Source organism: Pseudomonas sp. NPDC089569 (genome assembly GCF_050280625.1).
Taxonomy (GTDB): Bacteria; Pseudomonadota; Gammaproteobacteria; order Pseudomonadales; family Pseudomonadaceae; genus Aquipseudomonas.
This window is the reverse complement of the sequence record NZ_JBNNVQ010000015.1, coordinates 1-26,453: the sequence shown is the minus strand read 5'-3', so window position 1 is coordinate 26,453 and position 26,453 is coordinate 1. Positions and strand designations below refer to the sequence as shown.

The following is a 26,453-nucleotide window of genomic DNA, read 5'->3' as shown; positions in this document are numbered from 1 at the left end:
CAATGGCGCGCGTCGATCAGAAACTCACGGAAGTCCCGTGTTGGTTCGTGTCGTGCGGCGCGCCGATTGGTCGGTGGGTACGCAGGGAAGTGACTTTATAGGTATAAGAAACGAAATTTAAATATCGTTAATGAATATTGATATGGCTTTTGATGTTTGTCGTTTTTGAGGCTGCCATCGCGAGCAGGCTCGCTCCCACAATCGATCACCAAAACCCCGTGGGAGCGAGCCTGCTCGCGATGAGGCCATCAATCACACCCCAGAATCCGGGTGTCATTTAGCCCAATCGATCACTTCGCTGTAAGGCGTCTGCAAATCCCGCTCGGGGATTTCCCAGATGACCAGCTTGGGTGGCGTCTGCTTGAACGCCGGGTTGTTGAAGTAGCCATTGGCGCCACCGGAGAACTCGCCACCGTCCTTGGCGAAGTTGCCGATGGGGGCACCCAGGGCCTGTTGCAGGAAGCCGACGAAGTTGGAGTTGCGCGAGAACGATGTACCGATCAGGGCGACGTTGGGCAGATTGTCGTCGCCGAACAGATCGTCGAGGTTGTCGCCGCCGCTTTGTGCCTCGCCCGCCTTTTCGCTGGCCACGGTGGCGGCCACGGTCTCCGCTGTCGGCTGCCAGGCCACCGGCAGCCATTCAAGGCCGGCCAGGCGCACCAGGTCACCCGGGCGGCGGGCCGGCTCCTGCACCTTCAATTCGAAGTCCTTGTGCGGCGTGGCGCTGATGCCCATGACCTGCACCTGTTTCGCCACGGCCCTGGCCGCTGCCGCAGAGCCGGTTTCGCTCCAGTGAGTGTCGGTGCGCAAATACGCTTCGGCGCCCAGCGGCTGCAAGGTCGGCGCCAGGTCGATCGCCATGACGCCGGCATTGTTCAAACCCTCGACCCAGGCCACCGCACGATCCAGCAACTGCGCCGGACGGCGCAGGTCGCACAGCTGCGCACTGGCGATACGGCTCTTGTCCGGCACCACCGCCACCAGCAACCGAATGCCGCGGTCGGCAAGACGCTTTTGAACATCGCGGACCACGCCGGCCTTGGTCTCGGCATTGGCCTGGGCATGGCGATTGATGCTCATCTCGCTGGTCAGGAACAGCCAGCCCGGACAACCGGAACGCACCCGCGGACCGGTGTCGTGCAATGCCAGCCAACTCGCGCCGCGCTCCAGGTTCGCCGCCTGCTCAGGCACCGCCCCCTTCGACAACTGCTTGGCGATCTTGTGGGTCACCTCGCCGTGCAGCACGTCATCGACTGTGAGGTTGGGCGGCAGCATCTCGACCTTGCCACTGAGCAGCAGCCACGCGCAGGAAGCAAAGCCGACCGTCAGAAACGCGACGAACACCACGCCCGCGACCTTGCTGATGCGGGCATTGAATTCACTCGGTGGAGCCGGTACGTGAGAAGAAGTCATGGGCGCCGCCATTAGAACTGGAAGTACAGGAAGGGCACCGCTTCACGGCTCGCGATCAGCGCGAACGAAAGCAGGAAACCCGCCACCGGCCACAAGGCCGCCATCGGCGCATAGAACGCGTAGCCGCCAAAGCGCTGCTCACAGCGGTCGTGCACCAGCGGCGCGACAACGCACAGCACACCGAGCAAGGCAGCCAGCCCATGGACCGGGCGCAGCGTTACCGCCAGTGCATCGCCCAAGGCAAAGCCATGCAGGCCGAATTGACCGGCATACATCGTCAGCGCGGTATGGAAGTCCGGTGCGCGGAACAGCGTCCAGGCCAGGCACACGAACAGCAGCGTCAGGGTGTGCGCCAACACCGGCGGGATACCCGGCAGGCTGGAGCGCGACCACAAACGATCGACGCACAAGGCGATGCCGTGGGCCGAACCCCACAACAGGTAGTTCCAGCTGTCACCGCCATGCCACAGGCCGGCGATGGCCATGGTCAGGAACAGGTTGCGATAGGTTTTCCACGCGCCGTTACGGTTTCCGCCCAGTGCGATGTACAGGTAGTCGCGCAACCAGCTGGACAACGACAAGTGCCAGCGCCGCCAGAAGTCCTGGATGCTGCTGGCCAGGTACGGCCGGTTGAAGTTCTCCGGGAAGTGAAAACCCAGCATCAGGCCCAGGCCGATGGCCATGGCGCTGTAGCCGGCAAAGTCGAAAAACAGTTGCAGCGAGTAGGCCAGGCAGCCAATCCACGCATCGACGAAGGATGGGTTTTCCAGGTGGAAGGCGACATCCACCAGCGGCGACAGCGTGTCCGCCACCAGCACTTTCATGCACATGCCGATCATGAAACGGCGCGCACCCAGGGAGAAATTCTGCCAACTGAAATAACGCTGCGTCAGTTCGCGGCGCACCCAGTCATAACGAATGATGGGGCCGGCAATCGAGTGGCCGAACATCGAAATGTAGGTGGCGTAATTGATGAAGCTGCGCTCCACCGGCACTGTATGGCGATGCACGTCCACCAGATAGGAAATCGCCTGCAGGACAATGAACGACAGCCCTGCCGGCAGCGCTACCCGTTGCCATTCCAGCGGCATGGCGCCGTAGTAGGTGATCAGTTCGTTCCAGGTCCCGGCCAGGATGTTGGCGTACTTGTACCAGCACAGCACTGCCGTGTTGATCACAATCAGCGTGATCAACAGCCGCACTCGCCCCCTGGAGCCCTCGCGGGCACGGTCCACCAGCAGCCCGCCGACCCAGGCGACGATGGTCAGCACCACGTGCAGGGTCAGGAACAACGGGCTCAGCCAGCCATAGAACAGCCAGCTGCCGATCAGCAGGATGACGTTGCGCCACGCCGGTTTGCCCAAGGCATACATCAGCAGGAACGCAGGCAGGAACAGCGTCAGGAACTCAAGCGAGGCGAAGACCATGGCGGCAGCGCAATCCGATCAGTGGGACAGGGTGTCCGTGGCGTTCAAAAGACGCGGACCGGTTGCCGAAGGCACCAGCAGCACGCTGTAGCGCTCGCCCGCCTTGAGTTCGCCCAGGTCCATCGGCGCGCCAACGTTGGCATTGCCACACACCAACTGCACCGACAGGGTCACCGGGTTGATCGAGCGACGCTGCAGGCTGTCGACCGGCACCGCCTTGAACAGATCGGCCGTGCGGCCGGCAGGACGCAGGGTCGCGTCGGCGCACGAGGCATCGACGTTGAAGAACGCCAGCGAAGCTTTCAGGCCGTTGAAGTCGTCAGGCTGTTCGCGCACGGCGATCTGCTTGATGCCGGAACCGTCCGCCACGGCGACAACGGTGGCGAATTCGCCGGGTTCGATCTTCAGGTCCATGGACAACTTTTGCGCGCCGCTGACCAGGGTGCCTTTGACCGGGCTGCTCGACTGCACCGGGAAAAACAGCGACACCGGTTGCGAAGCTTCCAGGCGCATCGGCGGCTGGCCGGCCTGGGCGATCACATCCAGCGGTGCACTGCTGGCGTTGACGAAACGAATGAACGCGGCGTCTTCGCTGGGGCCGGTGGGGTACAGCGCAAACTCGGCAGCCAGGGCATTGGCACCGGTAAACAGCGCCGCCACGGCGCACACGGCAGAGAGGGCACGCATCACTGCTTGGCTCCCTTGTTGCTGACCGCGTCGGCCGGCAGTTTGCCCAGCGCGCCACCGATGGCGTTCGCCCAGGATTTATAGCCGGCCACCGTGAAATGCTGACCGTCGGTGGTCACCCACTCGCCCGGCTTGGAGAAGGTCAGCGAATCGATGTAGGTGCAAGGCGCCACGTTGCTCGCCAGGAACGCCGACATCAACTTGGTACGCGTATCGTTCTTCTTGTACATGCCGCCTTCCTTGCCCCATGCCGGGCCGACCCAGGCGCACTTGGCGCCGTTGGCGGTGATTTCCTTGGCCAGGGCGGTCACGTTCTGCCAGGCCCAGGCTTTCGGGAACACCGGTTTGTCGTAGGACGCCATGGTGTCGCCGATCACCAGCACCACCAGATCAGGCTTGTCGGCGGCGATCAGGTCCTTGATGGGTGTGGTGGTGGCTTCGCGGCCCTTGATTACGATCTTGCCGTCGCCTTTTTGCTCGGCGCCGCAATCGACCTTCTTGGTGATCAACCAGTCGCCGGCACTGGCGCCGCACGCGCCGATCGAATGCACGATCGCGCCCTGCTGGGTGAGGTTGGCTTGCAGCGGTTCCATCAGGTGGTCCGCCAGGCTCATGTGGCTTTCCCCAAGTACCAGAAGGGTCATACCGGCAAGAACGGAAGAAGGCATCGAAGTCTCCAGGAATCAGTTGGAATAAGGGGAACGGTAGGGGCTGACCGGCAGTTCCATCGGGCCGTTCATGTCTTCGAACATGTAGCGCAGGTACATGGCCCCGGTGAATTGCTTGTAGTCCTGAGCGTTGTCCAGGCCGAGATTGGCGCCGAGGACAAAGTTCGAACCGAATTTGTATTCGCCGGCACCACTCACGCTGTAACCCACGCCGGTCTTGCTCTGGCCCTGGTAGCGCTGGTTGCTGGCGGCCTGCAGGTCTTTGTCGTTGGGGAAGTAATCGGCCGCGTTCTGGTCGAAGTACTGCACACCCACCGAGCCCTTGACCTGATAGGAGAAGCGATCGGCGCGTTGTGCCCAGGTCACCGGCACGCCCAGCGCAAAGTAACTTTGCGGGCTGAAATAGCCGCCGTGGCCGTAGGTGAAGAAGTCCTGGTTGTTTTCGAAGCTCAGCCCCGTGGCGCTCAGGCCCAGGGTCAGCTTGCTGTCCTCGGCATTGCGCAAGTACCAGTACACGCCACCGCCCAGTTCGGTGCGGCTGTTGGATTCGACGTTATGACCCAGCAGCTTGTGCCACGAACCGTAGCCATAGGCGCCGACCTGCTGATCGTCATAACTGAGTTGTGCCCGACCGCCATTGGCCGTCACTCCGCCCCACGACTGACCGGTGCGCTGGTCGGTGGTGCCGGCGAACGAGGTCACGCTGTCGGTGACCGGACGCCGGGACACATTGACGCCATAACGCATGTTGGAGTTGTCGGCGAACGGCCGGTCCACACTCACGCCACCGGCCGCCGTGCTGTATTTGAAGCCGATTGGCGTGGTGCCGACGTCAGCCTTGATGCCTTCATCCGGGCGTGCGTAAGCCACGCTCAGGCCAACGCCCTTGTCACGCTGGGAACCGGCGCCGTCGGCCGATGAGCCACCGCCGAAGCGGGTGGCGGAATCGCTGCCGACACTGCCGGCATTGAGCGACACCGGAGTCACGCGCACGGCGTATCGGTTCTCGCCGGACGGAATGTTGACCTCCAGCGGTGTCTCTACATCGGTGAGCTTGCTCAGCCCCGACTCGCTGTCATTGCTGCGGATCGTCACGCCCTGGCTCACGTAGCCGCTGCGCTCCTGAAGGATGTTGTCCAAGGCACGCTGGGCGGAGCTGACCTGATCGACCGCGACATTGACCGTGCCCTGGGGGGCGAACGGATTGCCCGCGGTGGCGGCATAACGCCCGGCCGGCAATGCCTGGCGCCCGGTGTCCGATGCCAGAGCGCGTGGCTGGACCTGATCCGGGTAGGCATCGACCGGCAGTGGAGCATTGCTGGCGACCATGGCCGCTTGAAGTTGCGCCTGAGCCGGTGCCGGAATGGTATCCACGGGCGCGCGGCTTACCTGATTGCGCTGGCCCGGCAAGCCCACGAACGGGTTCGGCGCGACATTCAGGCTGCTGGCCTGGGCGTTGAGGCTGCGTTTCTGTTCGTCTTGCTCGATGGCAACCGCCTTGCGCAACAACTCCGTCGCCTGGCTGGTCTTGCCCATGCTGCGGTAAATCCGCGCGGCCTCGGTCAGCGATTGCGGGTCGTAGTTCTGCAATTTCTGGAACTGCTCCAGCGCACGTTCGGCATAGCCGATGTCATGGGCCTGAACCGCGGCATCGGCGGCATTGAGCAACATCTGCGGGTCGTTCGGCTGGCGCTGCAACAGCGGCTTGTAGAGCTCGAAAGCCTTGGCATTGTCGCCATTGCTGGAATACATCCGCGCCAGCGCCGACACGGCGCCTGGGTCCCCCGGACGCGCCGCCAGCGCCGGCGCCAGGGTGTCGTAGGCTCCTGCCAGGTCGCCGTTCTCACGCAGGATGTCGGCCTGGCGAATGCGGTACTGGTACAACACGTCGTCGTAGCGTTTGCGGGTGGCCACGCTCATCGGCTGGTTTTGCAGACCGCGCAGGATCGAATTGACCTGGGCATCGTCACCGGTCTTGAGCAGCAGGTTGGCGTATTGCAGCATCAGGTCCGCCGAAGGCGTCGGCGACTGGGCGATCACGTCGCGCATCATCGCTTGCGCGTGAGCCGAGTCACCGGCATCGACATACGCCGCGGCGAGGGTCGCCATGCCATCGGGACTGCGGCTGGCCACCGGTTGCAGGCGATCGAGCAGGGCCAGGGCTTGCTGACGCTGGCCGCGCTTGGCGATGCTGGCCGCCAGTTTGATCTGCACCGTCAGGGTGATCTGGTCGGCCAACTGATTCATGTCCGCGGTGCGGCGCTCGGCCGGGATGCGGTTGATGGTCGTTTGCGCAGCGTCCCACTGCTCCATTTCCACCGAGAGCAAGGCGCTGGTGTACAAGGCATCAATGTTGGTCGGGTGGTTTTTCAGGTAGCTGTCGATCAGGTCGCGGGCTTTGGCCGACTCACCGGTCTTGAGGTACAGACGCGCCAGGTCGAAACGGGTCCAGACGTTGTCCGGGTCGTCCTGCACCGCTTGCGCCAGGGCTTGCTGTGCAGCACGGGTATCGCCGCGTTGCTCGGCCATTTTGGCCGCTTGCGTGGAGCGCAATGCGCGCAGGCTGGCGCCACCGCCCAGCTCGGCTTGCTGGGTCGCCGGCAACGTATCGAGCAAGCGCAGGGCTTCATCGGCCTGACCGGTCTGCGACAGCACGTTGACCAGCCCCTGAATGGCTTGCGGGTTACCGCGCTGCACGCTCAGCACCTGGCGATAGTTGGCCTCTGCGGCATCCAGTTGCCCGGCCTGGGCCTGGATATCGGCCAGGGTCAGGCGCGCATCGACACCCTTGGGGTTCAGGCGCATGGCCTGGGCGACCGTTTCCTGTGCCTTGGCCGGCTGCGTCCGTGCCTGGTCGCGGGCCTGTTGCAGCAACGCCCAGTAGCGCACGCTGTCCAGCGCCGGCTTCCAGCGCGTTCCGCCATTGGCGATAGCGCGGTTGAGCAACTGCTCGGCCTCGCCGAAACGATTCTGTTGCTGACGCACCACGCCCAGACCACCGAGGGCATCGGGGTCATCGGGCTTGCTCTTCAAGCGGGCGGCGAACGCCTGTTCGGCGCCGGCCTGATTACCCTTCTCCAGCGCCTGCAACCCTCGCGCCACCAACGGGTCCTGTTGCCACGCCGGGGCACCGCCGGTGGCCGACTGCGCCTTGCCTTTGTTCATCAGGTCACGGATTTCCTGATCGTCCGGGTGCTTGCTCAGGAATTCGTCGAACAAGGGTACTTGCGACGCATTCGGCGCACCCATCCAGACCAGCGCCAGGCGCCAGCTCTCATCGGCGTCACCGGCGATATCCTCACGGGTCGACAATTTGGCCAAAGCACGGATGCCTTCGGCGCGGCTGTCTTCGTGGCGGACCAGGTGCTTGGCCAGGAACAGCGCCACGATCGAGTCGTTGGGCATCTCGCGCGTCAGTCGCTCCAGCCCCTTGCGCGCCTCGGGCCATTCGGCGTCATTGAAGGCCAGGTTGGTGTAGAACTCGCGACCCACCTTGCCTTCTGGCGTGCGACCGGCAAACAACTGGCGGAACACTTCGGTGGCCTTGTCGCGCTGATCGCCGTCGGCCAGGCGTCGGGCTTCTTCCAACAGGGCGATGTTCTTCGGGTCCGTCAGGGCAATGTCCTGCTCCAGTTGCGCCGCCAGCCAGGGACGCGGTGAGAGCGCCTGCAAACGCGCCAGATACTGCTGCGCCTGCTCGGGTTTGTTCTGTTTGACGCCGATCAGGCCCATGCCATAGAGCGCATCGGCCTGATTGGGGTCCAGACGCAGGACCTTTTCCCAGGCTTCTGCCGCCCGCGCCGCGTTGTCCCGGCTCTGCCAATACTGGCCTTGCTCGACCAGGCGTGCTTGCACGTCATCGGTTTGCGCATGGGCAGCGGTGCCGATGAGGGCGGTGAGAATACCGATCGCTAGCGTGTGACGGCGCGGGTACATGACGTCTCCCAGGACAGTTTGAGCGTTCCGTCATCACGAAACTGATAGCGTTTTTCGGCCCAGCCCAAGGCGAACAGACTGAGCATGGCGTTGTAATACAGCGGTTCGGTACGTTCGCCATCGGGTTTTGCCAGCGCTGCGCTCAAGGCCTCCTGGGCCCGGCGTTGCTGCTGTTCGGCCAGCCAGGGCTGGCCCTTGGCCTGGAAGTACGGAACCAGCGCGGCAGAGTACCCGAACGGCGCCTGGCCTTCGAGCGCACCGCTGATGACCTGGACCTTTTCCGGCGGAATCCCGGTGGATGCCGTGCTGTTGGACATGCCGTCCAGGCGCGCCAGCAGTTTTGCCGCCAGCGGATCGGTCGCGGGCGTCATGCCGGCCCACAGGTAGACGCGAATGGCGTCATAGCTGCCCAACTCGCCCTTGACCGGATCGACCACGAACAGACCGGCCTTCGGTGCCGTCGCCCGGTAGCCGATCCAGTCCGCCACATAGCCTTTGGGGCTGGACGCACTGATCATCTTGACGGTGTTGTCGGCGATGTCCTTCCAAGGGCCGGTCGGTGCTTCCTTGGCCAGTCTGCGCAGTAACGGCAACGGTAAATAGCTCGGATTCAGGCGCCACAAATGATCGGGCTGCACAAAACCCTCCGGCCCCGGCAGAACCATTTTCCCCAGGCCCGGCAGATTCACCACCAGTGAGTTTTCGATGTTCTTGAGCACGCGCAGGGCGTCTTCGCGATAGTCCGGACGCTGCCACAAGCGCGCCGCTTCAAGCAGCGCATAGGCGATCCACAGGTCCGAGTCGGATGCCGAGTTGGCGTCCTGCAATTGCCACTGGCCGTCCTTGCCCTGACCCCACAGCCAACCGGGCAGGCGAGTGTTGATGTCGGCGCCGGCCATGTTGGCGGCGGTCCACTTCCACAGGGCGTCGAAGCGCTCGCGGTCGTTGCCGATCAGGGCAAACAGCATGCCGTAGGACTGACCTTCGGAAGTGCTGTGATTGGGCTCCACACTGGATTCCAGCACGCGACCGTCGGCCTGCACGAAACGTGTGGCGTAAGTTTGCCAGAGCGGCCAGTTGGCGCCCTTGCACGCGGCTTCATCCGCCATGACCGGCGCCAGGCTCAACGCCGCCAGCATACCGGTCAGCCAATGTGCGGCCCGGCGCCAGCGACGCCCGGGGACAGGGTTGCATCCGTGGGTCCCGTGGTTTCGCATGACGGACTCAGTCACCCAACCGCTGCCTGGCGCGCGAACGCAGCGACAGGTAAGCCACGCCACTGAGCAACAGGACGCCAAGCGCGGTCAGCAGCAGCGTCAAACCGACGTGACGCGACAGCATCCACTCCAGGTGTTTGATCGGCCCCAGTTCGCCGACGTAGTACTGCTCATCGGCAACCAGCGGCTCGATGGTTTTGCCGCGCACCACCACCAGGCTGCCCTGGATCGACTGGGTGTAATCCTCGCCACCGATCAACGCGTTGGTCGCTTCGGCCAGACCTTGCGGTTGGCTGCTGGCAATCAGCACCACACTGCGACCGCTTTTGAGCGGCGACTCGAAACCGGTCAGGTAGGTGCTGCGCGCGCCACCGGAGAAGGCCATCGCCAGGCGTGCCTTGCGTTGGTTGGCTTCAGGATCGGGGCTGAACCAGTCGCGTACGCGCATCGGCAGGTCGGACAGGTGGAAACTCTGTTGTTCGCCCAGATCGGCTGCCGGCAGGCGATCGGCCCACTGGGTCAGCAAAGGCTGATTGTTGCCGGAGGCCAGTACCAGCAGGTCTTTATCGCCTGCTGCCTGGATCTGCGCAGCCTGCGTGACCAGCACACCAGTGGCCGGATAACCGGTGGACTGGCCGAAGCGGCCGAGCACGGTCAGGTAGGCATCGAGCTCGGGAGCACCGGCGTTGTCCGGCAGCACCACGGCGGTTTGCGACAGGTCCGCCATGCGGGTGAACGGGAAACCCGCATCCTTGAACACGCCCAGGTTCGGCATGGCCATGAAGTGGTCATAGCCGCTCAGGTCCAGGGTCGATTCCGGATCGATGCTGCCGCGCATGTTGTCGATGATGATGTCGCCACATTCGCCCTGCTTGATGTAATCGAACATGAAGCGCAGTTGCAGGCGCGATTGCAGGGCCACCGAGTTCAACGGCAGGCGCACGCGGGTTTCGCGGTTCAGGCTGTCGTTGATTTTCAGGGCGCTGAGTACGCTGCTTTCGAGCTTGTCCTGAGGCAGCAGACTCTGCGACTGAATCAAAGCGTCGTTGAAGCTGACGATGAACGACGAGTTGCTCGATTTTTCCTGCGGCGTGTAGCGGTACTTCAGGTTCAGCGGTGCCCCGTCATCACGCCAGGTAAACAGGTCTGGCGGGAAGTTCAGTGGCACGGTGACGTCGCCCGGGTTGTAGCCGGACACGTTGAATTGTTTGGCCGGCAGCAGTTCGCCGAGTTTGACCGGACGGTCGGTCGGCAACCAGTTCGGGGCGTCGTAAGGCTTGCGCGGTTGCACGGTGTCGAGCCGGTCGATCACGACGCTGCTGCCCGACAGCGCCTGGCTGCCGAGCACCAGTGCGGTGGTGGCGGTCTTGAGTTCGGAGGCGTCGCGACCGGTAATCAGCAACAGCTTGCCATTGGCGTCGTTGGGGTTGGTCATCACGCTCAGCGTCGGCCCCTTGGCCGCCGGCAGGCTCAAGCCACCGATTTGCAACGCGTCAGGACCGCTGAGCAGTACCACAGCGTTGCCGTGGGCCGGAATCTGATTGAAACGCGAAGAGAACTTCGCACCGCGATAGCTGGCCTGCGCGCCGAACCATGACGACAGGGCACCGGCGGCTTCCAGGGTGATGTTGTCCGGAGCGGCGGCAAACACGAACGGCAAGGCCAATGTGCGCGGATCGCGGCGATCGAAGAACGGCAACGGCATGATCGACAGGTCGTTCGGCTGGGCCAGCGGCGACACTTCGATGCTCAGCTCGGTCGCATTGCTGATCTTGGCCCACAGGCTGGAATGCTGTGGGTCCTCGCAACTCATGGTGTAGTGACCGACGAACTGCAGGCTCAGGCGGTTGAACTCAGTGATCAGGTGCGCCGGAATGTCGACCACTTGAGTTTGCAACTGCCCGGCGTTTTCCTTGGGCAACGGCAGGCTCGCGGCCACCTCGTCGTTGACGATGACGTTGATCTGCGAGAGGTCGGCCAGTAGCGCCGGCGAATAGGTGTACTGCAATTTCAGTTTGGCGCCGGTGACAATCGAATCGGCACGGACATCGAAGTTGACGCTATCGGTGGACTCCACGCCCCGCAGGCTCATCGGATAGTTGCGGCCCAATTGCTTGAGGGTCAGGCTGTAACCGCTGGCGCCCGGCGCCATATCCACCGGCGCCGTTTCGGCGAATGCCGCGCCAGCGCCACTCAGTGCCAACAGGGCGCACGTCAGGCGTGCCAGCGCACGGCGAGGCTCGCGCAGGTTGCCGAAAGCGAAAGACTTCGAATTCATCACTTGTCCAGAACGTTATCCAGGGTGGACGGGGTGGCGCGGCGACTGCGGAACAGATTCCGCACTTCCATGGCCGTGGCTTTGAAGAGTTCGTAGATACCGCGCATTGCGATGCCGCTGACATCGCGCAAGGCGGCCAACGGCGTGTCGACCTGCCCATTGCCCCAGGTCGCTGCCCAGGTGTCGGCGCGGGAGAAGGTCAGGCGGACCAGCTCGCTTTGCTGACGCAAACTGAGCTGATCGAATTGCGCGCCCAGCAGCCCGTCACGACTGAACACGATGACGGCCGGGAAAACACTCAATTGCTGATTGCGGAACAGCGAGATCTGCACCCGCTCACCTTTGGGGATGCTCATGCCGTCCGGCAAACGGAAACCCAGCCCCTTCTGCGAGAAGTCCTGGGTCATGCCTTCGACGACGGAGCCATCGGCACGGGTCAGGCGCATCGGCAGCACCGCCGCCACGCGCGGCTCGGATCGAACCTGGCGGGTTTCGCTGGCCACGGCCACCGAAGCGCTGGTGATGATGAGGTTGTAGACCGTCCAGGCCAGGTTGATCAGGATCGTGGTGGTGGCGCCGTCGGCACCTTGTATCAACCGCACCACGCCATAGATCAGGCCGGCGGCATTGAGCGTCAGCAGCACGATGTAGGGTCGGGCCAGCTTCCACTCGAAGTATTTCTGGTCGATCACCCCGCCCTTGTCGGTCACGTTGAAGCCACCGAACTTGGGGTTGACCAGCGCCATCAGCACCGGGCCCATGATGTACCAGGCCAGCACCGTCTCGTAGACCTCGTTCCAGAACGAATGGCGAAAACGCCCCTGGATACTGGAGTTGGTCAGGCTGGCATGGAGGATATGCGGCAACACGTAGGCCGTGATCATCAAGGCCGACGCATGGAAAATCTGCGCATCGAAAAACAGGAACGCCAAAGGCGCGGTGAGGAACGCCAGGCGCGGCAACCCGTAGAAAAAGTGCAGCATCGCGTTCAGGTAGCAAAGGCGCTGCCCCAGGTTCAGGCCCCTGCCGATCAACGGGTTGTCCGTGCGGAAAATCTGCGCCATGCCACGCGCCCAGCGAATTCGCTGGCTGATGTGCCGCGACAGGCTTTCTGTCGCCAGACCGGCTGCCTGGGGAATGGCCAGGTAGGCGGTGTTGTAGCCGGCACGGTTCAGTTTGAGCGCGGTGTGGGCATCTTCGGTCACGGTCTCGACAGCCACGCCGCCGATTTCCAGCAACGGTGCACGACGGATGACCGCACAGGAGCCGCAAAAGAACGTCGCGTTCCACAGGTCGTTGCCGTCCTGCACCAGGCCGTAGAACAGCTCGCCTTCGTTCGGTACGGAACGGAAGGTGTTGAGGTTTTTTTCAAACGGGTCGGGCGAGAAGAAGAAGTGGGGCGTTTGCAGCATCGCCAGCTTCGGGTCCTTTCTGAACCAGCCGATGCACACCTGCAGGAAAGAACGGGTCGGCACGTGGTCGGCGTCGAAGATGGTCACGAACTCGCCATTGGTGACCTTGAGCGCCTCGTTCAGGTTGCCGGCCTTGGCATGGCGGTTGTTGTCACGAACGATGTAACCCACGCCAATCTGCTCGCAGAATTCGCGAAAGTCTTCACGGCGACCGTCATCGAGCACGTGAACGCGCAGCTTGTCCTGCGGCCAGTCGATGGCCTGGGCGGCGAAGATCGTCACCTTCACGATGTCGAGGGTTTCGTTGTACGAGGGGATAAAGACATCGACGGTAGGCCATTCGCCGGGTGGGCCGCTCATCAGAATCGGTTTACGGCGCAGCGGCCATGCGGTTTGCAGGTAGCCGAACACCAGCACGATCATGGCGTACAGCTCGGCCAGGACCAGGCCATAGCCAAACAGCATGTCGACCCAGCCCTCGAACCCCAGGGTGGACGTGAGTCGCCAGTACAGGTAGCGCAAGGAAGCCGTGAGCGACAGACCAATGAGTATCAGCACGGACAGACGCCCCGGCACCTTGCGCAGCACCAGGGCCGCGATAAAGCACCCGAGGGCAAAGATGCATTGCGAATACAGCTCGAATGGCACGGTGACGATAAACAGCGCCAACAGACCGCTCAGCGCGGTCACGCCGACAGTCAACGCCCGACGCAGTGCCATTGGCAGACGGTCCAGGCGATCGGACAGTGACTGGGCATGGTTTTGCAGAGCGGTCGGAGTGCCCGAGCGTGGATCGGTGGAGTTGATCACGAGGCGTAGGACTCTGCGACATCCATGGATTTCAATTGCGTCTTGAGCGTGTCACTCAGCAACAGCATGTCCTGGCAAGCAGGCGACGACATGGCTTCCAACAGAGGGTTCTGACCATAGGCCAACGCCTCGCCGATGGCATGGTCCAGCGCCACAACCCCGATCAGGCTGGAGCCGAGGCGGCGCTTGAACACTTCGTGCATGTCCCGGCAAAACTGACGAGCGCTGTCGAACTGGTTGATGACATAGCTGCACAGCGGCGCCTGCCCCATGGCCACGCGTTCGCTCAACAGGCGCTCCGTCTGGTCCAGTGTGACAAAGCACGCGGCATCGGCCGTCGCGACAACCAGCACCTGGTCGGCCACCATCAGGGCCTGATCCAGATAAGCCGTACGCCCCGGCGGTGTATCGAGAATCACCACATCGTTTTCGCCCAGGCCCATGTTTGCCAGCTGACCGGCCAACCAGTAGCGATCGTTGTCCAGATAACGTTCCAGCGTGCGGCGTTCGTCTTCACTCATCGCGCCGTAAGGCAACAACAGGGAACCGGCGGAGCCGGCCAGCAGCAGTGGCTTCCAGTTCTCGCCGTTAAGACTCGCGTTGCCCATGCCCGCCACGTCCGGTTCGGCACCCAGGTGGTGCTGCAGGGCGTTTTGCGGGTCGAGATCGATGGCCAGGGTCTGACCACCCTCCAGGCGCAACGCGGTGGCCAACGCCGAGGCCAGCGTGCTTTTGCCGACACCCCCCTTGGCCGATATGAGCGCAATGACATGGGCCCTGGTCTTGGCCGGGCGCCCATGGGGAAGCGCCTGGCGCAGGGCTTCTTCATTGCGTGCTTGCGCTTCGGCCTGACGCGCCCGCGCCACTTCGGCCAGCAGGTGACGAAGCGGCGCGGTGGATTGCGAGGCATGCACGGGTGACGAGGCAGGCACGCGGTCTGTCGCGGCCTCTGCCAACGGGGTGTCGCAATGCTTGATCACAGGCTTTGCGATGTCGACAACAGGCTCGGGGGCAGGCGTGGCAGGCACCAGCGCCAAGGGCTTTTCCTTGTAGTCGAACTGGCTACCGAATTCGAGATAACTGTCCGCACTTGCTCCGAACCTGCTGAACAGATTCGATATATCGTCTGTACGATTCATAAAATGACTATCCAGGGCGCGGGCGCATATCAGGGAGCGGGCAGTTCAAAAGACGATCAAAAGGAGCCACTAAAATGATATCGTCAATATTTTGAATGCCGCAAGTGTAATATTTGATCGCGATTAAAAAAACCTTTTTTATCGCCATAATTTTGACGAATATGGCATTTTTTCTTTGGCGCCGCGTTCTGACAACAGCATTCGAGTAGACCCCTCGAATCGCGTGAACAGGGGCATCAGCGGCGGCGCGGAATTATCCGGCAAGCCTTGCAACGGCGCACATCATTTACGCCCAATGGCTGTCAGAAAGATGGACGGCAACCGTTGAATAATCGCCATCGATAAAGCAATTAGCGAACCATATGAACGATGGCTATATACGCTACACAGCACCAATTACATATATATGTTCCAAATCAACACCTTAGTTAAAAGACGCCCATTGGCCCTCAAGCAACGGCCAACAATTTCCCGCGATTCTCGAGCCGATCGACAGACGCTGTGCTCACTCGTGGCGCAATGTTGACTATGCTGCTGACTGCATGACGCGGGTTTACTTCTGAGGGATGCTCAATGTTCTACGTGCAACGCAATGCAGAAGGCCAACTGATGCGCGTCGAAGCCGAGGCCTACGCCGAATCCACGGAAACGCTGCCGGCCGACCATCCCGATCTTCAAGCCTGGTTCGCCAACGAGGTCATGGCCACCAGCCTCAAACAGCTCAAGCAGATCAAACAACTCAAGCAGCTCAAACAGAGCGACCTGGAGATGATCCGGGTACTCGATGACCTGATTGAAGTGCTGATCAGCAAAGGGGTCATTCTCGTCACCGACTTGCCGGCTCCCGCGCAGGCCAAGCTCATGGACCGCAGCCAGGCCCGAGAGGCGTTGGGCGGGTTGAGCCAGCTGGTGGGTGACGATGAGGAAGGATTTATCTGACGACGGTTTGGCTCCTTCGCTTTATTGCCAAGCCTTCGGCTCACCGATCAATCGCCCCTGGACGCCATACATCCCCAGCTCACGAATCACCGCCAGTTCGCCTGCGGTTTCGACCTGTTCGGCGATCAATGGCAAATCGATGCTGTGCGCCGCGCGTTGAACAGCCTCGATGAACAATCGCTTGTCGCTCTCCTGATCGATTGCGCGGATGTAGCTGCCATCGACTTTCAGGTATCCCAATCCAAGGCGAGCCAGGTTGCCGATCATGCTGAATCGTCCGCCGAAATGTTGCAGGCTCAAGGTGAACCCCAGATCGCGCAATCGACGCGCCAGGTCTTCGAGCGCCGCTTGCTCCGGTAACTGTTCTTCGCCGATTTCCAGGGTCAATCGCGGCCCCAGACTGGAGTGTGCGCGCAGTCGTTCGAAGAGGACTTCCAGCGCCTGCGGGTCTTGTAGCGTCGCCATCGACAGATTCAGCGCCAGCGACGCTTGGTGATCGGCCATCTGCTCCAATACCCGTTCCAGCATGAGCAGATCCAGCCGCGCGGCCCAGCCGAAGCGTTGCAGCCACGGCAGGAAGCGCCCGGCTGGAATGGTCTGGCCCTGATCGTCGATCAGTCGTGAGAGCACCTTGTAGTGCAGCACCCGTTGCGTGTCCTGACTGGCCACCACGGGTTGGAAATACAACATGAAGCGCCGCTGGTTCAGTGCCTGATCCAGCAAGCTGTGCCAGGCATGATGGTCATCGCCGACACCGGCCTGGGCGTCGTGATCAAGACAGACCCAGTTCGAATCCGTCTCGATTTCAGCCTGCGCCAATGCCTGGTCCGCCAGGCCGAGCACGGCTTGCGGCGTGTCGCCATGAATGAACGGCGCCAGCCCGATTGCCGCCACCGAGGGCACATCGGTCGCGCCGGTCGCATGCAGGCTGGCCAAGGCCGAATCAAGGTGTTGCGCCAGCTGCCGTGCGTCTTCACGCATCAGTCCCGGCGCCAGCACGGCAAATTCGCCGCCACGAATGCGCGTGACAAGATTTTGTGTGGCCGGGTACCTGGCGCATTCGCGCAACAATTGCTCGCCTACAGCCTGCAATAGTGTGTCCGTGCGCTGCCCTCCCAGACGCTGATTGAGGCCGGCCAGATCCCGGACCCGCAACAGCAACAGGTAACCGGAGCTGGCCTGTTCGGGATTGCTCACCCTCGCGCTCAACTGCATCTCGAAATAACGACGGTTGGCCAGTCCCGTCAGACTGTCCTGATAAGACTCGACCCGCAGCTTTTCACTGCGCTCGGCCTGCTCCTGAAACAGCGCCTTGAGCTTCTCGACCATCTGGTTCATGGCCTGTACCACGCGCTTCAATTCGGGCGTACGCGGCAGCTGCGGCAGGCTGAGAAATTCCCGGCGGGCGATGGCGTGGGATTGCTGGACCATGTAATCGAGCGGCCTCAATTGCCGGCGCAGCAACAGCGCCCCCAGGACCGCACTGGCCACACCGCAGGTCAACAGCCAGAGAAGACTGCCCAACGCGCTCTGCCACAGCTTGGCCAGGGCGAACATCGGGTGGCTGACCACCTCGACCCGTGCGGCCTGCTCCCAGCCACGGCTGACAATCGCATCGCCACCGGCGGGCTCCAGGCCGATCAGCCTGACGAACCAGTCCGGCACTCGGGTATCGGCGGGCATGCCGCTGCGCTCGACAAGGGTGTTGCCATTGGCCAGATCAACCACCCGGATACTCGCGTAATAGCCACTGTCGAAGATCGAACTGACCAGCAACTCGGTCATCGCCGGATCATCGATGTTGGGCGTCAACGACAGGGCCAGGGCCGTCGCTGCGTCCTGGGCATGGGAACGCAACTGATTGACGTACTGGGTGCGCGAGCTCTCCAGACTCACCATGAAGCTGCCGGTAAAGGCGACAACCAGGAACAGACAGATCGCGATCAACAGTTGTTTGAACAAAGACATCTGTGGGCATGCTCCTAGTGGGTCGTCTCGACCGGGAATCCTTCGGCCTGCATTTTTTTCAGCACATCCTGCCAACGGGACAAGCGCTTGGTGTCACCGACCTTCTGATTGCCCTTGGCGCCCGGCAACCACAGCCCCTCTGCGTTGAAAGAGTAGACCGGCAGTAAGTCGGTACGCTCGCTGGCCGGTTTGATGGTGTCGATCAGGCTGTCGAGTACCAATGGCATGGCCTCGGGGCTGGCGTAGTAGGTCAACACCATGTGCGCACGATCCAGGCGCAATGCCTTAACGTAGGTGATGCGCAGCTTGTCACTGGCAACCCCCAGGTGCCGCAGGCTGAAGTACTTGGCGATCGCGTAGTCTTCGCAATCGCCAGCGCCTTTCCACAGGGCTTCGATGGGGGTCTCCCAGTAATCGACCTGATGCCACAGATCAATGTCTTCAACGTAGCGCATCCGTTGATTGAAGAACCGGTTGACCAGATTGAGTTGCTCCAGCTCGGTGGCTTGCTTTTGGGTGGCCAATAAGTGTTGCCAATCATCAATGCGTTGCTGACCTTCGCCCAAAGGTCCGTACAATGCCTGCGCCCGACGACTGATCAGGGAAAAGTCCCAATCGGCGCTCACGCCGCCCAGCATCATGCCGGCCAGCAGCAACGCGCCGCATGAGCAGCGCAACATTCGGGGAATCGGGAAACGTACCACCAATGCGAGGCATCCAGGTCAGGCAGGTGAAAGTCGACTGATGGTGTAGGTTAGCCCGGTAAAAAACAATCGCACGCTGGGGCCACCGACAGCGCGCTAAACTGAAGGAAAGCCGCCCTGCTGCGTGTTTGACAAGCCATCAGGCGGTTACTAGTGTCAGCTGGATCCAAAAAATTCTCAGCCAATCAGGGTGCTTAGTAGTGACACAAAAGCCCAACCCTCTCAGCAGTATCAAGGTTAACGGGCCGATTCCCGCCCACCTGGCACGCTCGGTGATCGAACAAACCCTGCGCTCGGCCATTCTTGATGGCCGCCTGCCGTGCGGCATTGCATTGCGCCAGCAAGACCTGGCCGATCTGTTTGGCGTAAGCCGCATGCCGGTGCGCGAAGCCTTGCGCCAGCTCGAGGCCCAGGCACTGCTCAATGTGATTGCCCATAAAGGCGCCGTGGTCGCACCGCTGGTTCAGGGCGATGCCGCGGAAACCTATGCACTGCGCATCCTGCTGGAGTCCGAAGCGCTGCGCCTGTCGGTTCCGCTGCTTGAGGCCACGGACTTGGAACAGGCCGCGCGCTATATCGATGAACTGGAAACGGAACACGACTACACGGAAATCGGACGACTCAATCGCCTCTTCCATATGTCGCTGTACTGCAAGGCTCCCAATAAACGCCTGCTCAAACTGGTCGAAGAAGGATTGAACGAGGAAGAACGCTTCCTGCGTTTCAACCTGGAGGCCATGGGTCTGGGCAAGCTGTCTCAGGAAGATCACCGCGCCCTGTTGCGCGCCGCTGAAAGCCGCGACGTCGAAGGCTCGGTGAAACTGCTCGAACACCACCTCAATCGCGGGGTCGAGGTCATTACCCGTTACCTCAACAGCCCTGAAGCCCAGCGTAGAAAAACGCCGAAGTGAATGGGCCCGGGAAGCTTGCTTCCTCGCCACGGGTTCGGCTGCCCGCCTTGAGCTGAACAATCCGTTTACAAATCTCCCGCTTTTACCTCCTCCCCCGATTTCCACGTCTCGGTGATAGCGGCTGCCTTGAATTACGCTCACTCTTGGGATGCCGAGCATCGATGAACGGGTGACGCAGCACATCAGTGTCCCCGCACCAGGAACCTACGGAAGGAGCCTTGCCACGGGAAAGGAAGAATCGGCGTCATCCCCGGCCAACTTCCACCCCTTCAGATCACCTCGACGGTTTTAATTAGAAAGTTGCTTCGAGTGAGGCATTCACTCTTCATTTAAATTCTGACTTATATAAGTTGGAAGGAGCAACTACGCCAAAATAAAACTCAAACTAAAAGTTTTATTGAAACTTGTCGCATCAAATAAAGTTGCAACTTTAAATTTAAACAAAATAACTTGCTCGACACTTTATTTATGTACTAACTTTTTCACGTCGCCTTGCGACCGCTGACTACAAGGCAGTGCGCCATAACTTTAAAGCCATCAAACAGATCAATTCGCTTGAGGCATCCGCTCGCCTCGAAAACTTTAAAAGAACTATCCGCAATTGATCGCCCCATAGAAAGCAATTTAAAGGTCAACCAATGAAAGCAACTAAAGAGCATCTCGAACAAAAGAAGGCCGAACTGAGTGCACACCCGATTTTCTCCGAAATTCACTCCCTGTCGGTATTGCAGCGCTTCATGGAAACCCACGTATTCGCAGTATGGGACTTCATGTCGTTGACCAAACGCCTGCAGCAGGAGCTGACCTGCACGCATCTGCCCTGGCTGCCGCCGCGAGATCCCCAGGCAGCACGATTGATCAACGAGATAGTGCTAGGTGAAGAGTCCGATGACCGCCCCGCCCAAGGTCATTACAGTCATTTCGAGTTGTACCTGGACGCCATGCGTGAAGTCGGCGCAAGCACGGCCGCCGTCGAGCGCTTCGTGACGCTGCAACAGGAAGGCGTGAGTTACGAGGTGGCGCTGCAAAGCGTCGAGGTTGATCCGGCGGCCGCGCGATTCGTACGGCACACGCTGCACACGGCGTTGCATGCGCCAGGCCATAGCGTGGCGGCGGCGTTTCTGCATGGTCGTGAAAGTGTGATTCCGCAGATGTTCCAGCGCATTCTCGATGACTGGGGTATCGGCATTGAACAGGCGCCAACCTTTCGCTACTACCTGGAACGACACATCGAGGTCGATTCCGAAGACCATGGTCCCGCCGCAGAAAAACTTCTCGCGCGACTGGTCGGTGGCGACCCGCAACGGCAGGAGGACGTGTACGCCAGCGCCATCGCCGCCGTGGAAAGCCGCATCGCTCTCTGGGACGGCCTGCGCCTGAGCATGAGCGAGCCGCTGGCGGAGGTGAACGCATGAATGCCGCCGACTACCAGTCGTTCGCCGAAGCCTGGGAAAACCGCGCCACCATCCGCACCCGCCCGCGTCGCGTAGTGGAGAACGACGACAAACTGATCTATCCCCTGAGCCGGCAACCCCTGGTGCTCAGTGAAACCTTTTTGCGCGAGTGCCCGCAGCAGCGCGACTTTGCCCTGGTGCAGACGCTCTACAAATTCATCAACGACGTGGTGATTTTCGAAACCGAGATCGTCGACAAGACCGCCCGCAGCATCGCCAAGAATCGATTCGCGCTGGCCTTCCCGTTCGCCTGTCGCTACGACGCCATGACGGTGGTGGTGGACGAGGACTATCACGCCCTGGTGGCCATGGACTTCATGCAGCAGACCGTCGCCATGACCGGGATCACGCCCATCGACCTGCCCGATGAAATCGAACTGAGCCGGGCGATCCCGGCCGCGATCGCTCTCGCGCCCGAGCACCTGCGCAGCGCTGTGGAACTGATCTGCGTGGCCATCGCCGAGAACACCGTGACCGGTGATGTCGCCGCGTTCGCCAAGGACGATACGGTCAAGCAATCGATCAAGGGGTTGATGGCTGATCACTTGCTCGACGAAGGGCGCCATTCCGGTTTCTGGTCGCGGATGGTGCGTATCTATTGGCACACCGCAAGCGAAGACGACCGTCAATGCATCGCGCAAATCCTCCCGGTGTTCATCGGCCACTACCTGACCAACGATATCCAGAAATCCTTCGACTACCGCCTGATCGATGCATTGCAGATCAGCGATGCCGCGCGCCGCGCACTCAAGACAGAAGTATCGGGACTGGCCTTTCCCATCAACCGCCATCACCCGATGGTGGCCAACATCGTGCGGTTCTTCCGCAGCAGTTCGCTACTCGATTCACCGTGCGTGCAAAACGCCTTGAGCGACTACTTGATCTGACAAGGAGCACATCATGAGACGTCTCGACATTCTGCTCGTTGGGCGAAGCCAGGCCTTGACTGAACTGGCACTGGAACTCGAACAACACGGTCATGCTCTGGCGCGCGTTACGGCGCCCGACGAACAGGCGCCGGATCACGCCGATCTGCTTATCGATGATGCCACCCTGCAGATGCGGCTGTTCAACGACGCGCCGTGCCTGACGCTGCAACTGGGCATCGACTTATCCAATGCATCCGCCCTGCCTTCACTGGACCTGTTGTGCAGCGTGGGCTCGGCATTGCTCACCCGCGTTCCGATTGCCGATGAGACCTCGGGCAACGGCCAGGCGCTGCGTCTGCGCACTGTTGCGGAGCTGGTGGACCATGTGGCCCTGTTGGTCAGCCGTTACTCCCGGGACAGCGAGTATTTTCTGCAGGCCGAACCGGCGGCTCCCGTTTGCTTCGGGAACATCGAGAATCTGTTGTTTCTGGAAACCCTGGCGTTCGTTCATCAGCTCAACTCGACCACTGATAATCGGCTGCTGTCGCTCGCTCAGACACCCATGATCGAACGGCTTGAGCAGTGCTTCGTTCAAAGTGCTGAACGACCGGCGCTGAAGGTTGCCGGCAGTTCTCTCGACTATCGCCAATTGCATGCCCTGAGCCGCGCCGTTCAGCAGCGACTGATGCCCCTGCTCGATCAGCATGACGGCCCGCAGGTGGTGGGGATCTGCCTGCCGAAATGCAGCGCGTTGTACGCGGGCATACTGGCGATCCTGGGCAGCGGTGCCGTGTACTTGCCGCTGGAACCAAGTCATCCGCTGCAACGCCAGCAGTACATCCTGTCGAACGCAGGTGCGGTGTTGTTGCTGCATGACGGACAGCATCCGCTGGCGACACATATGCCGGGGCTGGATATCACCGCGATCGACCCGAATGAGGTGGACCTCGAACAGCCCTTGATGCGTCACCGTCCCGAACTCGAGGCGCCGTGCATGGCGCTCTACACCTCGGGAACGACCGGACACCCCAAAGGCGTGTTGCTCAGCCAGGCCAACCTCGCTCACTTCACGGCGTGGTACGCCGACTATGTACGACTGACCGAGCAGAGTCGGGTCCTGCAGTTCTCGTCATTGAGTTTCGACTCGTCGCTGATCGATATTTTCCCGACACTGCTGCAGGGCGCCGAACTGATCGTGCCCAACGAGGATCAGCGTCGCGACCCGCTACAACTGGTAGAGCTGATCCGCCTTCACCGCCTCAGCCATGCCTTCCTGCCTCCGGCGCTGTTGAGCATTCTGCCCCTTGAGCAACTGAGCAACCTTGACCACATCATGACTGGCGGCGATGTCTGCGAGCCGTGGGTCATCGAACAATTGACTCGCCATGGCAGGCTCTACAACCTCTATGGCCCCACTGAAGCCACAGTACTGGTCACCGCGCGGCAACTGCGCGCCGGCGATAACAATCGGTCCCTGGGCGCCCCTATCGCCAATAGCCAGGTGCTGATACTCGATGAAGATTTGCAGCCGGTTTCCGAGCAGACCGTCGGCGAGCTGTATATCGTCGGACCCGGCGTGTGCCTGGGTTATCTGAACAATCCCCGGCAAACCGCCGAGCGCTACCTGAGTCTGACCCTGCCCGACGGCCAGCAACTGCGCGCCTATCGCACCGGCGACATGGCCAGGTGGACCGCCAACGGCATCGAATTGTGCGGGCGTCTCGACAATCAAGTGAAGATTCGCGGCTTCAGGGTCGAACCGGAAGAAATCGAGCGTTGCCTGCGTGACAGCCAGCTGTACCGTCAGGTGGCGGTGGTCATCGACAGCCATCGACGGGTTCTGGCCTTCCTCGCCCAACCTCAGGAAGACCGGTCCGGTACCGCTCGTGAATCGCTGATGGCGCATGCCTTGCAACACCTGCCGGACTATATGCAGCCGGTTGCCTGGACCGAAATTGCAAGCTTGCCGTTCGCCAGCAACGGCAAAGTGGATCGCAAGGCGCTGCTGGATCTGCCAGTCAGCGTGAGCGCAAATACCCGACGACGCTTGCCGGAAAACGATGACGAGTTGCTGTTGCTGGACATCTGGGCCGAGCTGCTGGAGTTACCGCCGAGCGATATTTCCACCGACGAAAGCTTCTTCAACCTCGGCGGCCATTCGATTCTGCTCTCGCGCATGCTGCTGCGCTTGCGCGAAGAATTCGGCCGCAGCATCTCGATCAACCGCTTTATCGAATTACCCACCATCACGAAGCTGGCGACCCTGGTGCGTGGTTCCGGCGCCGAAGAAGTATTGAGTGCACAAGCCATTACCGATGCTGCACGTGAGCTCGATGTAACGCCGCTGCCCATCAGCCACATGGGCGATGTGCATAAGGTGATCGTCACCGGTGCCAACAGCTTTGTCGGTGTACACATTGTCGAAGCGCTATTGGCCTGGGGTGCCAGTGAAGTGGCCTGCCTGGTTCGCGACGGCAACGGACAATCGGCAAGCGAGCGTTTCACCCAGGCCCTGCGAGAGAACCGACTGGATCATCTGGACTTGAGTCGGGTGCAGGTGTACGCGGCGGACATCACGCGTCCGGGACTGGGGCTGTCCAGCGAGGTGTACGAGCGACTGGATCGGGAGTTCGGCGCGCTTGTGCATAACGCCGCCAACGTCAATCACGTACTCGACTATGAGTCGCTGGCACGGGACAACGTCGAGCCGATTTTCGAGTGCCTGCGCCTGTGCGAAGGACGAAGCAAAAAAATCTTCAACTTCGTCTCGACGCTTTCGGCCTCCAGCACGATTTCCGCCGATGGCCGGGTGCTTGAACTGCCTGCCGCGAACACTCCACCGATCTACATCAAGAACGGCTACAACCTGTCCAAATGGGTTGGCGAGCGGATCCTCGAACGAGCGCGCGAGCGTGGTGTGCAGGTCAATCTTTATCGCCCCGGCAACATCAGCTTCAACAGCCTCACGGGCGTGTGCCAACCGCACAAGAATCGTTTGATGCTGATGCTCAAAGGCTCGATCCAGCTCGGCCAGGTACCGGAGTTCACCTTGAACTTCGATCTGATGCCGGTGGACTTCCTCGCCCGCTTCATCGCCTTCCATTCCAGCCGGTATCAACCGGAAAAGGCCGTGTTCAACCTGCACAACCCCGAGCCCCTGAGTTGGGACAGTTATGTGGCGTCTTTTCGCGAAGCCGGGCGGGAGTTCTCTTTGGTCAGCGTCACCGACTGGCAACAGCAATTGGGCCGCGTCGACAGCGACAACGCACTGTTCGGCGTACTGGGCTTCTACCTCAACGGATTTGAGGAGGACATCGGCGACATCTCGATGATAGGCCATGACAACGCCCAGGCCGGTGTGCGGCAGATGGGCGCGCGCTACCCGGAAAAATCTCCGGCGCTGCTGCGGCGTGGCTGCGATTACCTCAAAGAAATCAATTTCATCTGATCCATCAACCACCATGAACGGAGCAAAACCATGATCACTCTGCAACCCGATACTTTGATCAAAAACCCGCAAGGCTGCCACGTCGTGTCCTCGGTGGAGGTCCCTGCCGATGCGGCACGGGTCTGGGCTGTGGTCGGCAACTTCGCCGGCTTCGATCGATTCATACCGGCGCTGTCACACATCGAGATGACTGGCGAGGGGGTGTCGTCCTTGCGCAAAAAGTTCTTCAAGGACGGTAACCTGGTGGTCGAGCAACTCAACTCCCGGAACGACCAGGCCCTGAACATGACCTGGACCACGATTTACAACACCTTGGGTGTGGCCAATCTATGGGCGTCGATGAGTGTCGATTCGCTGGGGGCAGGCAAGTCGCGGGCGACCTGGACCATCATTGCAGAACCTGCTCAGGGCGACGCGCAAACATTGCCGGGGTTCAAGGATTTCGTGCAAGGGTTTGCCGATGATGCGATGGGCAATGTGCACAAGCTGTTTGCGTAAGGCATAAAAAATCCAGTCCCTGATTTCAGGGACTGGATTTTTTACATCGCTGGTTTTCTAACCCAAAAACGACAAAACCCCTATCTGCATATGCCGATAGGGGTTTCGGAATTTAATCTTGACGATGACCTACTCTCACATGGGGAAACCCCACACTACCATCGGCGATGCATCGTTTCACTTCTGAGTTCGGGATGGGATCAGGTGGTTCCAACGCTCTATGGTCGTCAAGAAATTCTGTAACCAGCTCGTCGTACCGCACACGCGCCAGTGAAAATTGGTGACTTCTACTAAAACAAAACCCCTACCTGCATACGCAGATAGGGGTTTCGGAATTTAATCTTGACGATGACCTACTCTCACATGGGGAAACCCCACACTACCATCGGCGATGCATCGTTTCACTTCTGAGTTCGGGATGGGATCAGGTGGTTCCAACGCTCTATGGTCGTCAAGAAATTCGGTGTGCCGACTCGTCTTTCGACGCTTCAGCAAATTGGGTATGTGACAGTCTGTGTGTTGTGCGAACTTTCGGTTCTTGCGTCTTCACACACCGCAATCTGGTGCCTTTTCAGGTCAGCAAATTGCTTGGGTGTTATATGGTCAAGCCTCACGGGCAATTAGTATCGGTTAGCTCAACGCCTCACAGCGCTTACACACCCGACCTATCAACGT

17 protein-coding genes and 3 rRNA genes are annotated in these 26,453 nt (G+C 60.9%); 6 read left to right on the top strand and 14 right to left on the bottom strand.

Annotation, left to right across the window (positions count from 1 at the left end):
- Positions 1 to 273 precede the first annotated feature (273 nt).
- The 9 genes from ACQKP2_RS09675 to bcsQ form a co-directional block, all read right to left on the bottom strand.
- Positions 274 to 1,425, bottom strand: coding sequence for an alginate O-acetyltransferase AlgX-related protein (locus ACQKP2_RS09675; protein ID WP_427576045.1), 1,152 nt, complete (start codon positions 1,423 to 1,425; stop codon positions 274 to 276).
- Entirely contained in the window at positions 1,425 to 2,840 is a 1,416-nt protein-coding gene (locus ACQKP2_RS09670) for an MBOAT family O-acyltransferase (RefSeq protein WP_427576044.1), read from the bottom strand. Before ACQKP2_RS09670 ends, ACQKP2_RS09675 begins: the two co-directional genes overlap by 1 nt.
- A gap of 18 nt (positions 2,841 to 2,858) precedes the next feature.
- On the bottom strand, positions 2,859 to 3,527 hold the full coding sequence (locus tag ACQKP2_RS09665; RefSeq protein ID WP_427576043.1) for an alginate O-acetyltransferase AlgF: 669 nt from the start codon (positions 3,525 to 3,527) through the stop codon (positions 2,859 to 2,861).
- Positions 3,527 to 4,195, bottom strand: coding sequence for an SGNH/GDSL hydrolase family protein (locus ACQKP2_RS09660; RefSeq protein WP_427576042.1), 669 nt, complete (start codon positions 4,193 to 4,195; stop codon positions 3,527 to 3,529). Before ACQKP2_RS09660 ends, ACQKP2_RS09665 begins: the two co-directional genes overlap by 1 nt.
- Before the next feature lie 15 nt (positions 4,196 to 4,210).
- On the bottom strand, positions 4,211 to 8,131 hold the full coding sequence (locus tag ACQKP2_RS09655; RefSeq protein WP_427576041.1) for a cellulose synthase subunit BcsC-related outer membrane protein: 3,921 nt from the start codon (positions 8,129 to 8,131) through the stop codon (positions 4,211 to 4,213).
- Positions 8,107 to 9,270: a cellulose synthase complex periplasmic endoglucanase BcsZ gene (gene bcsZ / locus ACQKP2_RS09650; protein ID WP_427576093.1), complete on the bottom strand. Its 1,164-nt coding sequence runs from the start codon at positions 9,268 to 9,270 to the stop codon at positions 8,107 to 8,109. Before bcsZ ends, ACQKP2_RS09655 begins: the two co-directional genes overlap by 25 nt.
- An 85-nt stretch (positions 9,271 to 9,355) precedes the next feature.
- A complete protein-coding gene (gene bcsB / locus ACQKP2_RS09645; protein WP_427576040.1) occupies positions 9,356 to 11,626 on the bottom strand; it encodes a cellulose biosynthesis cyclic di-GMP-binding regulatory protein BcsB in 2,271 nt (756 codons plus the stop codon).
- Complete coding sequence (gene bcsA / locus ACQKP2_RS09640) at positions 11,626 to 13,848, bottom strand: UDP-forming cellulose synthase catalytic subunit (RefSeq protein WP_427576039.1); 2,223 nt, start codon at positions 13,846 to 13,848, stop codon at positions 11,626 to 11,628. The genes bcsB and bcsA overlap by 1 nt, the downstream gene beginning before the upstream one ends.
- Complete coding sequence (bcsQ, locus tag ACQKP2_RS09635) at positions 13,845 to 14,987, bottom strand: cellulose biosynthesis protein BcsQ (protein ID WP_427576038.1); 1,143 nt, start codon at positions 14,985 to 14,987, stop codon at positions 13,845 to 13,847. Before bcsQ ends, bcsA begins: the two co-directional genes overlap by 4 nt.
- A gap of 573 nt (positions 14,988 to 15,560) precedes the next feature.
- Here bcsQ and ACQKP2_RS09630 point away from each other — a divergent pair.
- Entirely contained in the window at positions 15,561 to 15,926 is a 366-nt protein-coding gene (locus tag ACQKP2_RS09630) for a tryptophan synthase subunit beta (RefSeq protein ID WP_427576037.1), read from the top strand.
- A 21-nt stretch (positions 15,927 to 15,947) separates the two neighbouring features.
- Here the strand turns inward: ACQKP2_RS09630 and lapD are convergent, their stop codons facing one another.
- On the bottom strand, positions 15,948 to 17,894 hold the full coding sequence (gene lapD / locus ACQKP2_RS09625) for a cyclic di-GMP receptor LapD (protein WP_427576036.1): 1,947 nt from the start codon (positions 17,892 to 17,894) through the stop codon (positions 15,948 to 15,950).
- Positions 17,895 to 17,908: 14 nt separating this feature from the next.
- Entirely contained in the window at positions 17,909 to 18,601 is a 693-nt protein-coding gene (gene lapG / locus ACQKP2_RS09620) for a cysteine protease LapG (protein WP_427576035.1), read from the bottom strand.
- Between the two features lie 197 nt (positions 18,602 to 18,798).
- On the opposite strand from lapG, the gene ACQKP2_RS09615 reads away from it, so the two are divergent.
- The 5 genes from ACQKP2_RS09615 to ACQKP2_RS09595 all read left to right on the top strand — a co-directional run bounded on the left by ACQKP2_RS09615 (position 18,799) and on the right by ACQKP2_RS09595 (position 25,778).
- On the top strand, positions 18,799 to 19,509 hold the full coding sequence (locus ACQKP2_RS09615; RefSeq protein ID WP_427576034.1) for a GntR family transcriptional regulator: 711 nt from the start codon (positions 18,799 to 18,801) through the stop codon (positions 19,507 to 19,509).
- Positions 19,510 to 20,147: 638 nt separating this feature from the next.
- Entirely contained in the window at positions 20,148 to 20,924 is a 777-nt protein-coding gene (locus ACQKP2_RS09610) for a DUF3050 domain-containing protein (RefSeq protein WP_427576033.1), read from the top strand.
- Positions 20,921 to 21,850, top strand: coding sequence for a diiron oxygenase (locus tag ACQKP2_RS09605; protein ID WP_427576032.1), 930 nt, complete (start codon positions 20,921 to 20,923; stop codon positions 21,848 to 21,850). Before ACQKP2_RS09610 ends, ACQKP2_RS09605 begins: the two co-directional genes overlap by 4 nt.
- A gap of 13 nt (positions 21,851 to 21,863) precedes the next feature.
- Positions 21,864 to 25,280, top strand: coding sequence for an amino acid adenylation domain-containing protein (locus ACQKP2_RS09600; RefSeq protein WP_427576031.1), 3,417 nt, complete (start codon positions 21,864 to 21,866; stop codon positions 25,278 to 25,280).
- 30 nt (positions 25,281 to 25,310) lie between these two features.
- Complete coding sequence (locus tag ACQKP2_RS09595) at positions 25,311 to 25,778, top strand: SRPBCC family protein (protein WP_427576030.1); 468 nt, start codon at positions 25,311 to 25,313, stop codon at positions 25,776 to 25,778.
- Between the two features lie 116 nt (positions 25,779 to 25,894).
- On the opposite strand, the gene rrf (ACQKP2_RS09590) is transcribed toward ACQKP2_RS09595, so the two are convergent.
- The 3 genes from rrf (ACQKP2_RS09590) to ACQKP2_RS09580 all read right to left on the bottom strand — a co-directional run.
- Positions 25,895 to 26,010, bottom strand: a 5S ribosomal RNA gene (gene rrf / locus ACQKP2_RS09590).
- Positions 26,011 to 26,118: 108 nt separating this feature from the next.
- A 5S ribosomal RNA gene (gene rrf, locus ACQKP2_RS09585) occupies positions 26,119 to 26,234 on the bottom strand.
- 143 nt (positions 26,235 to 26,377) lie between these two features.
- A 23S ribosomal RNA gene (locus ACQKP2_RS09580) occupies positions 26,378 to 26,453 on the bottom strand; the annotation flags it as partial.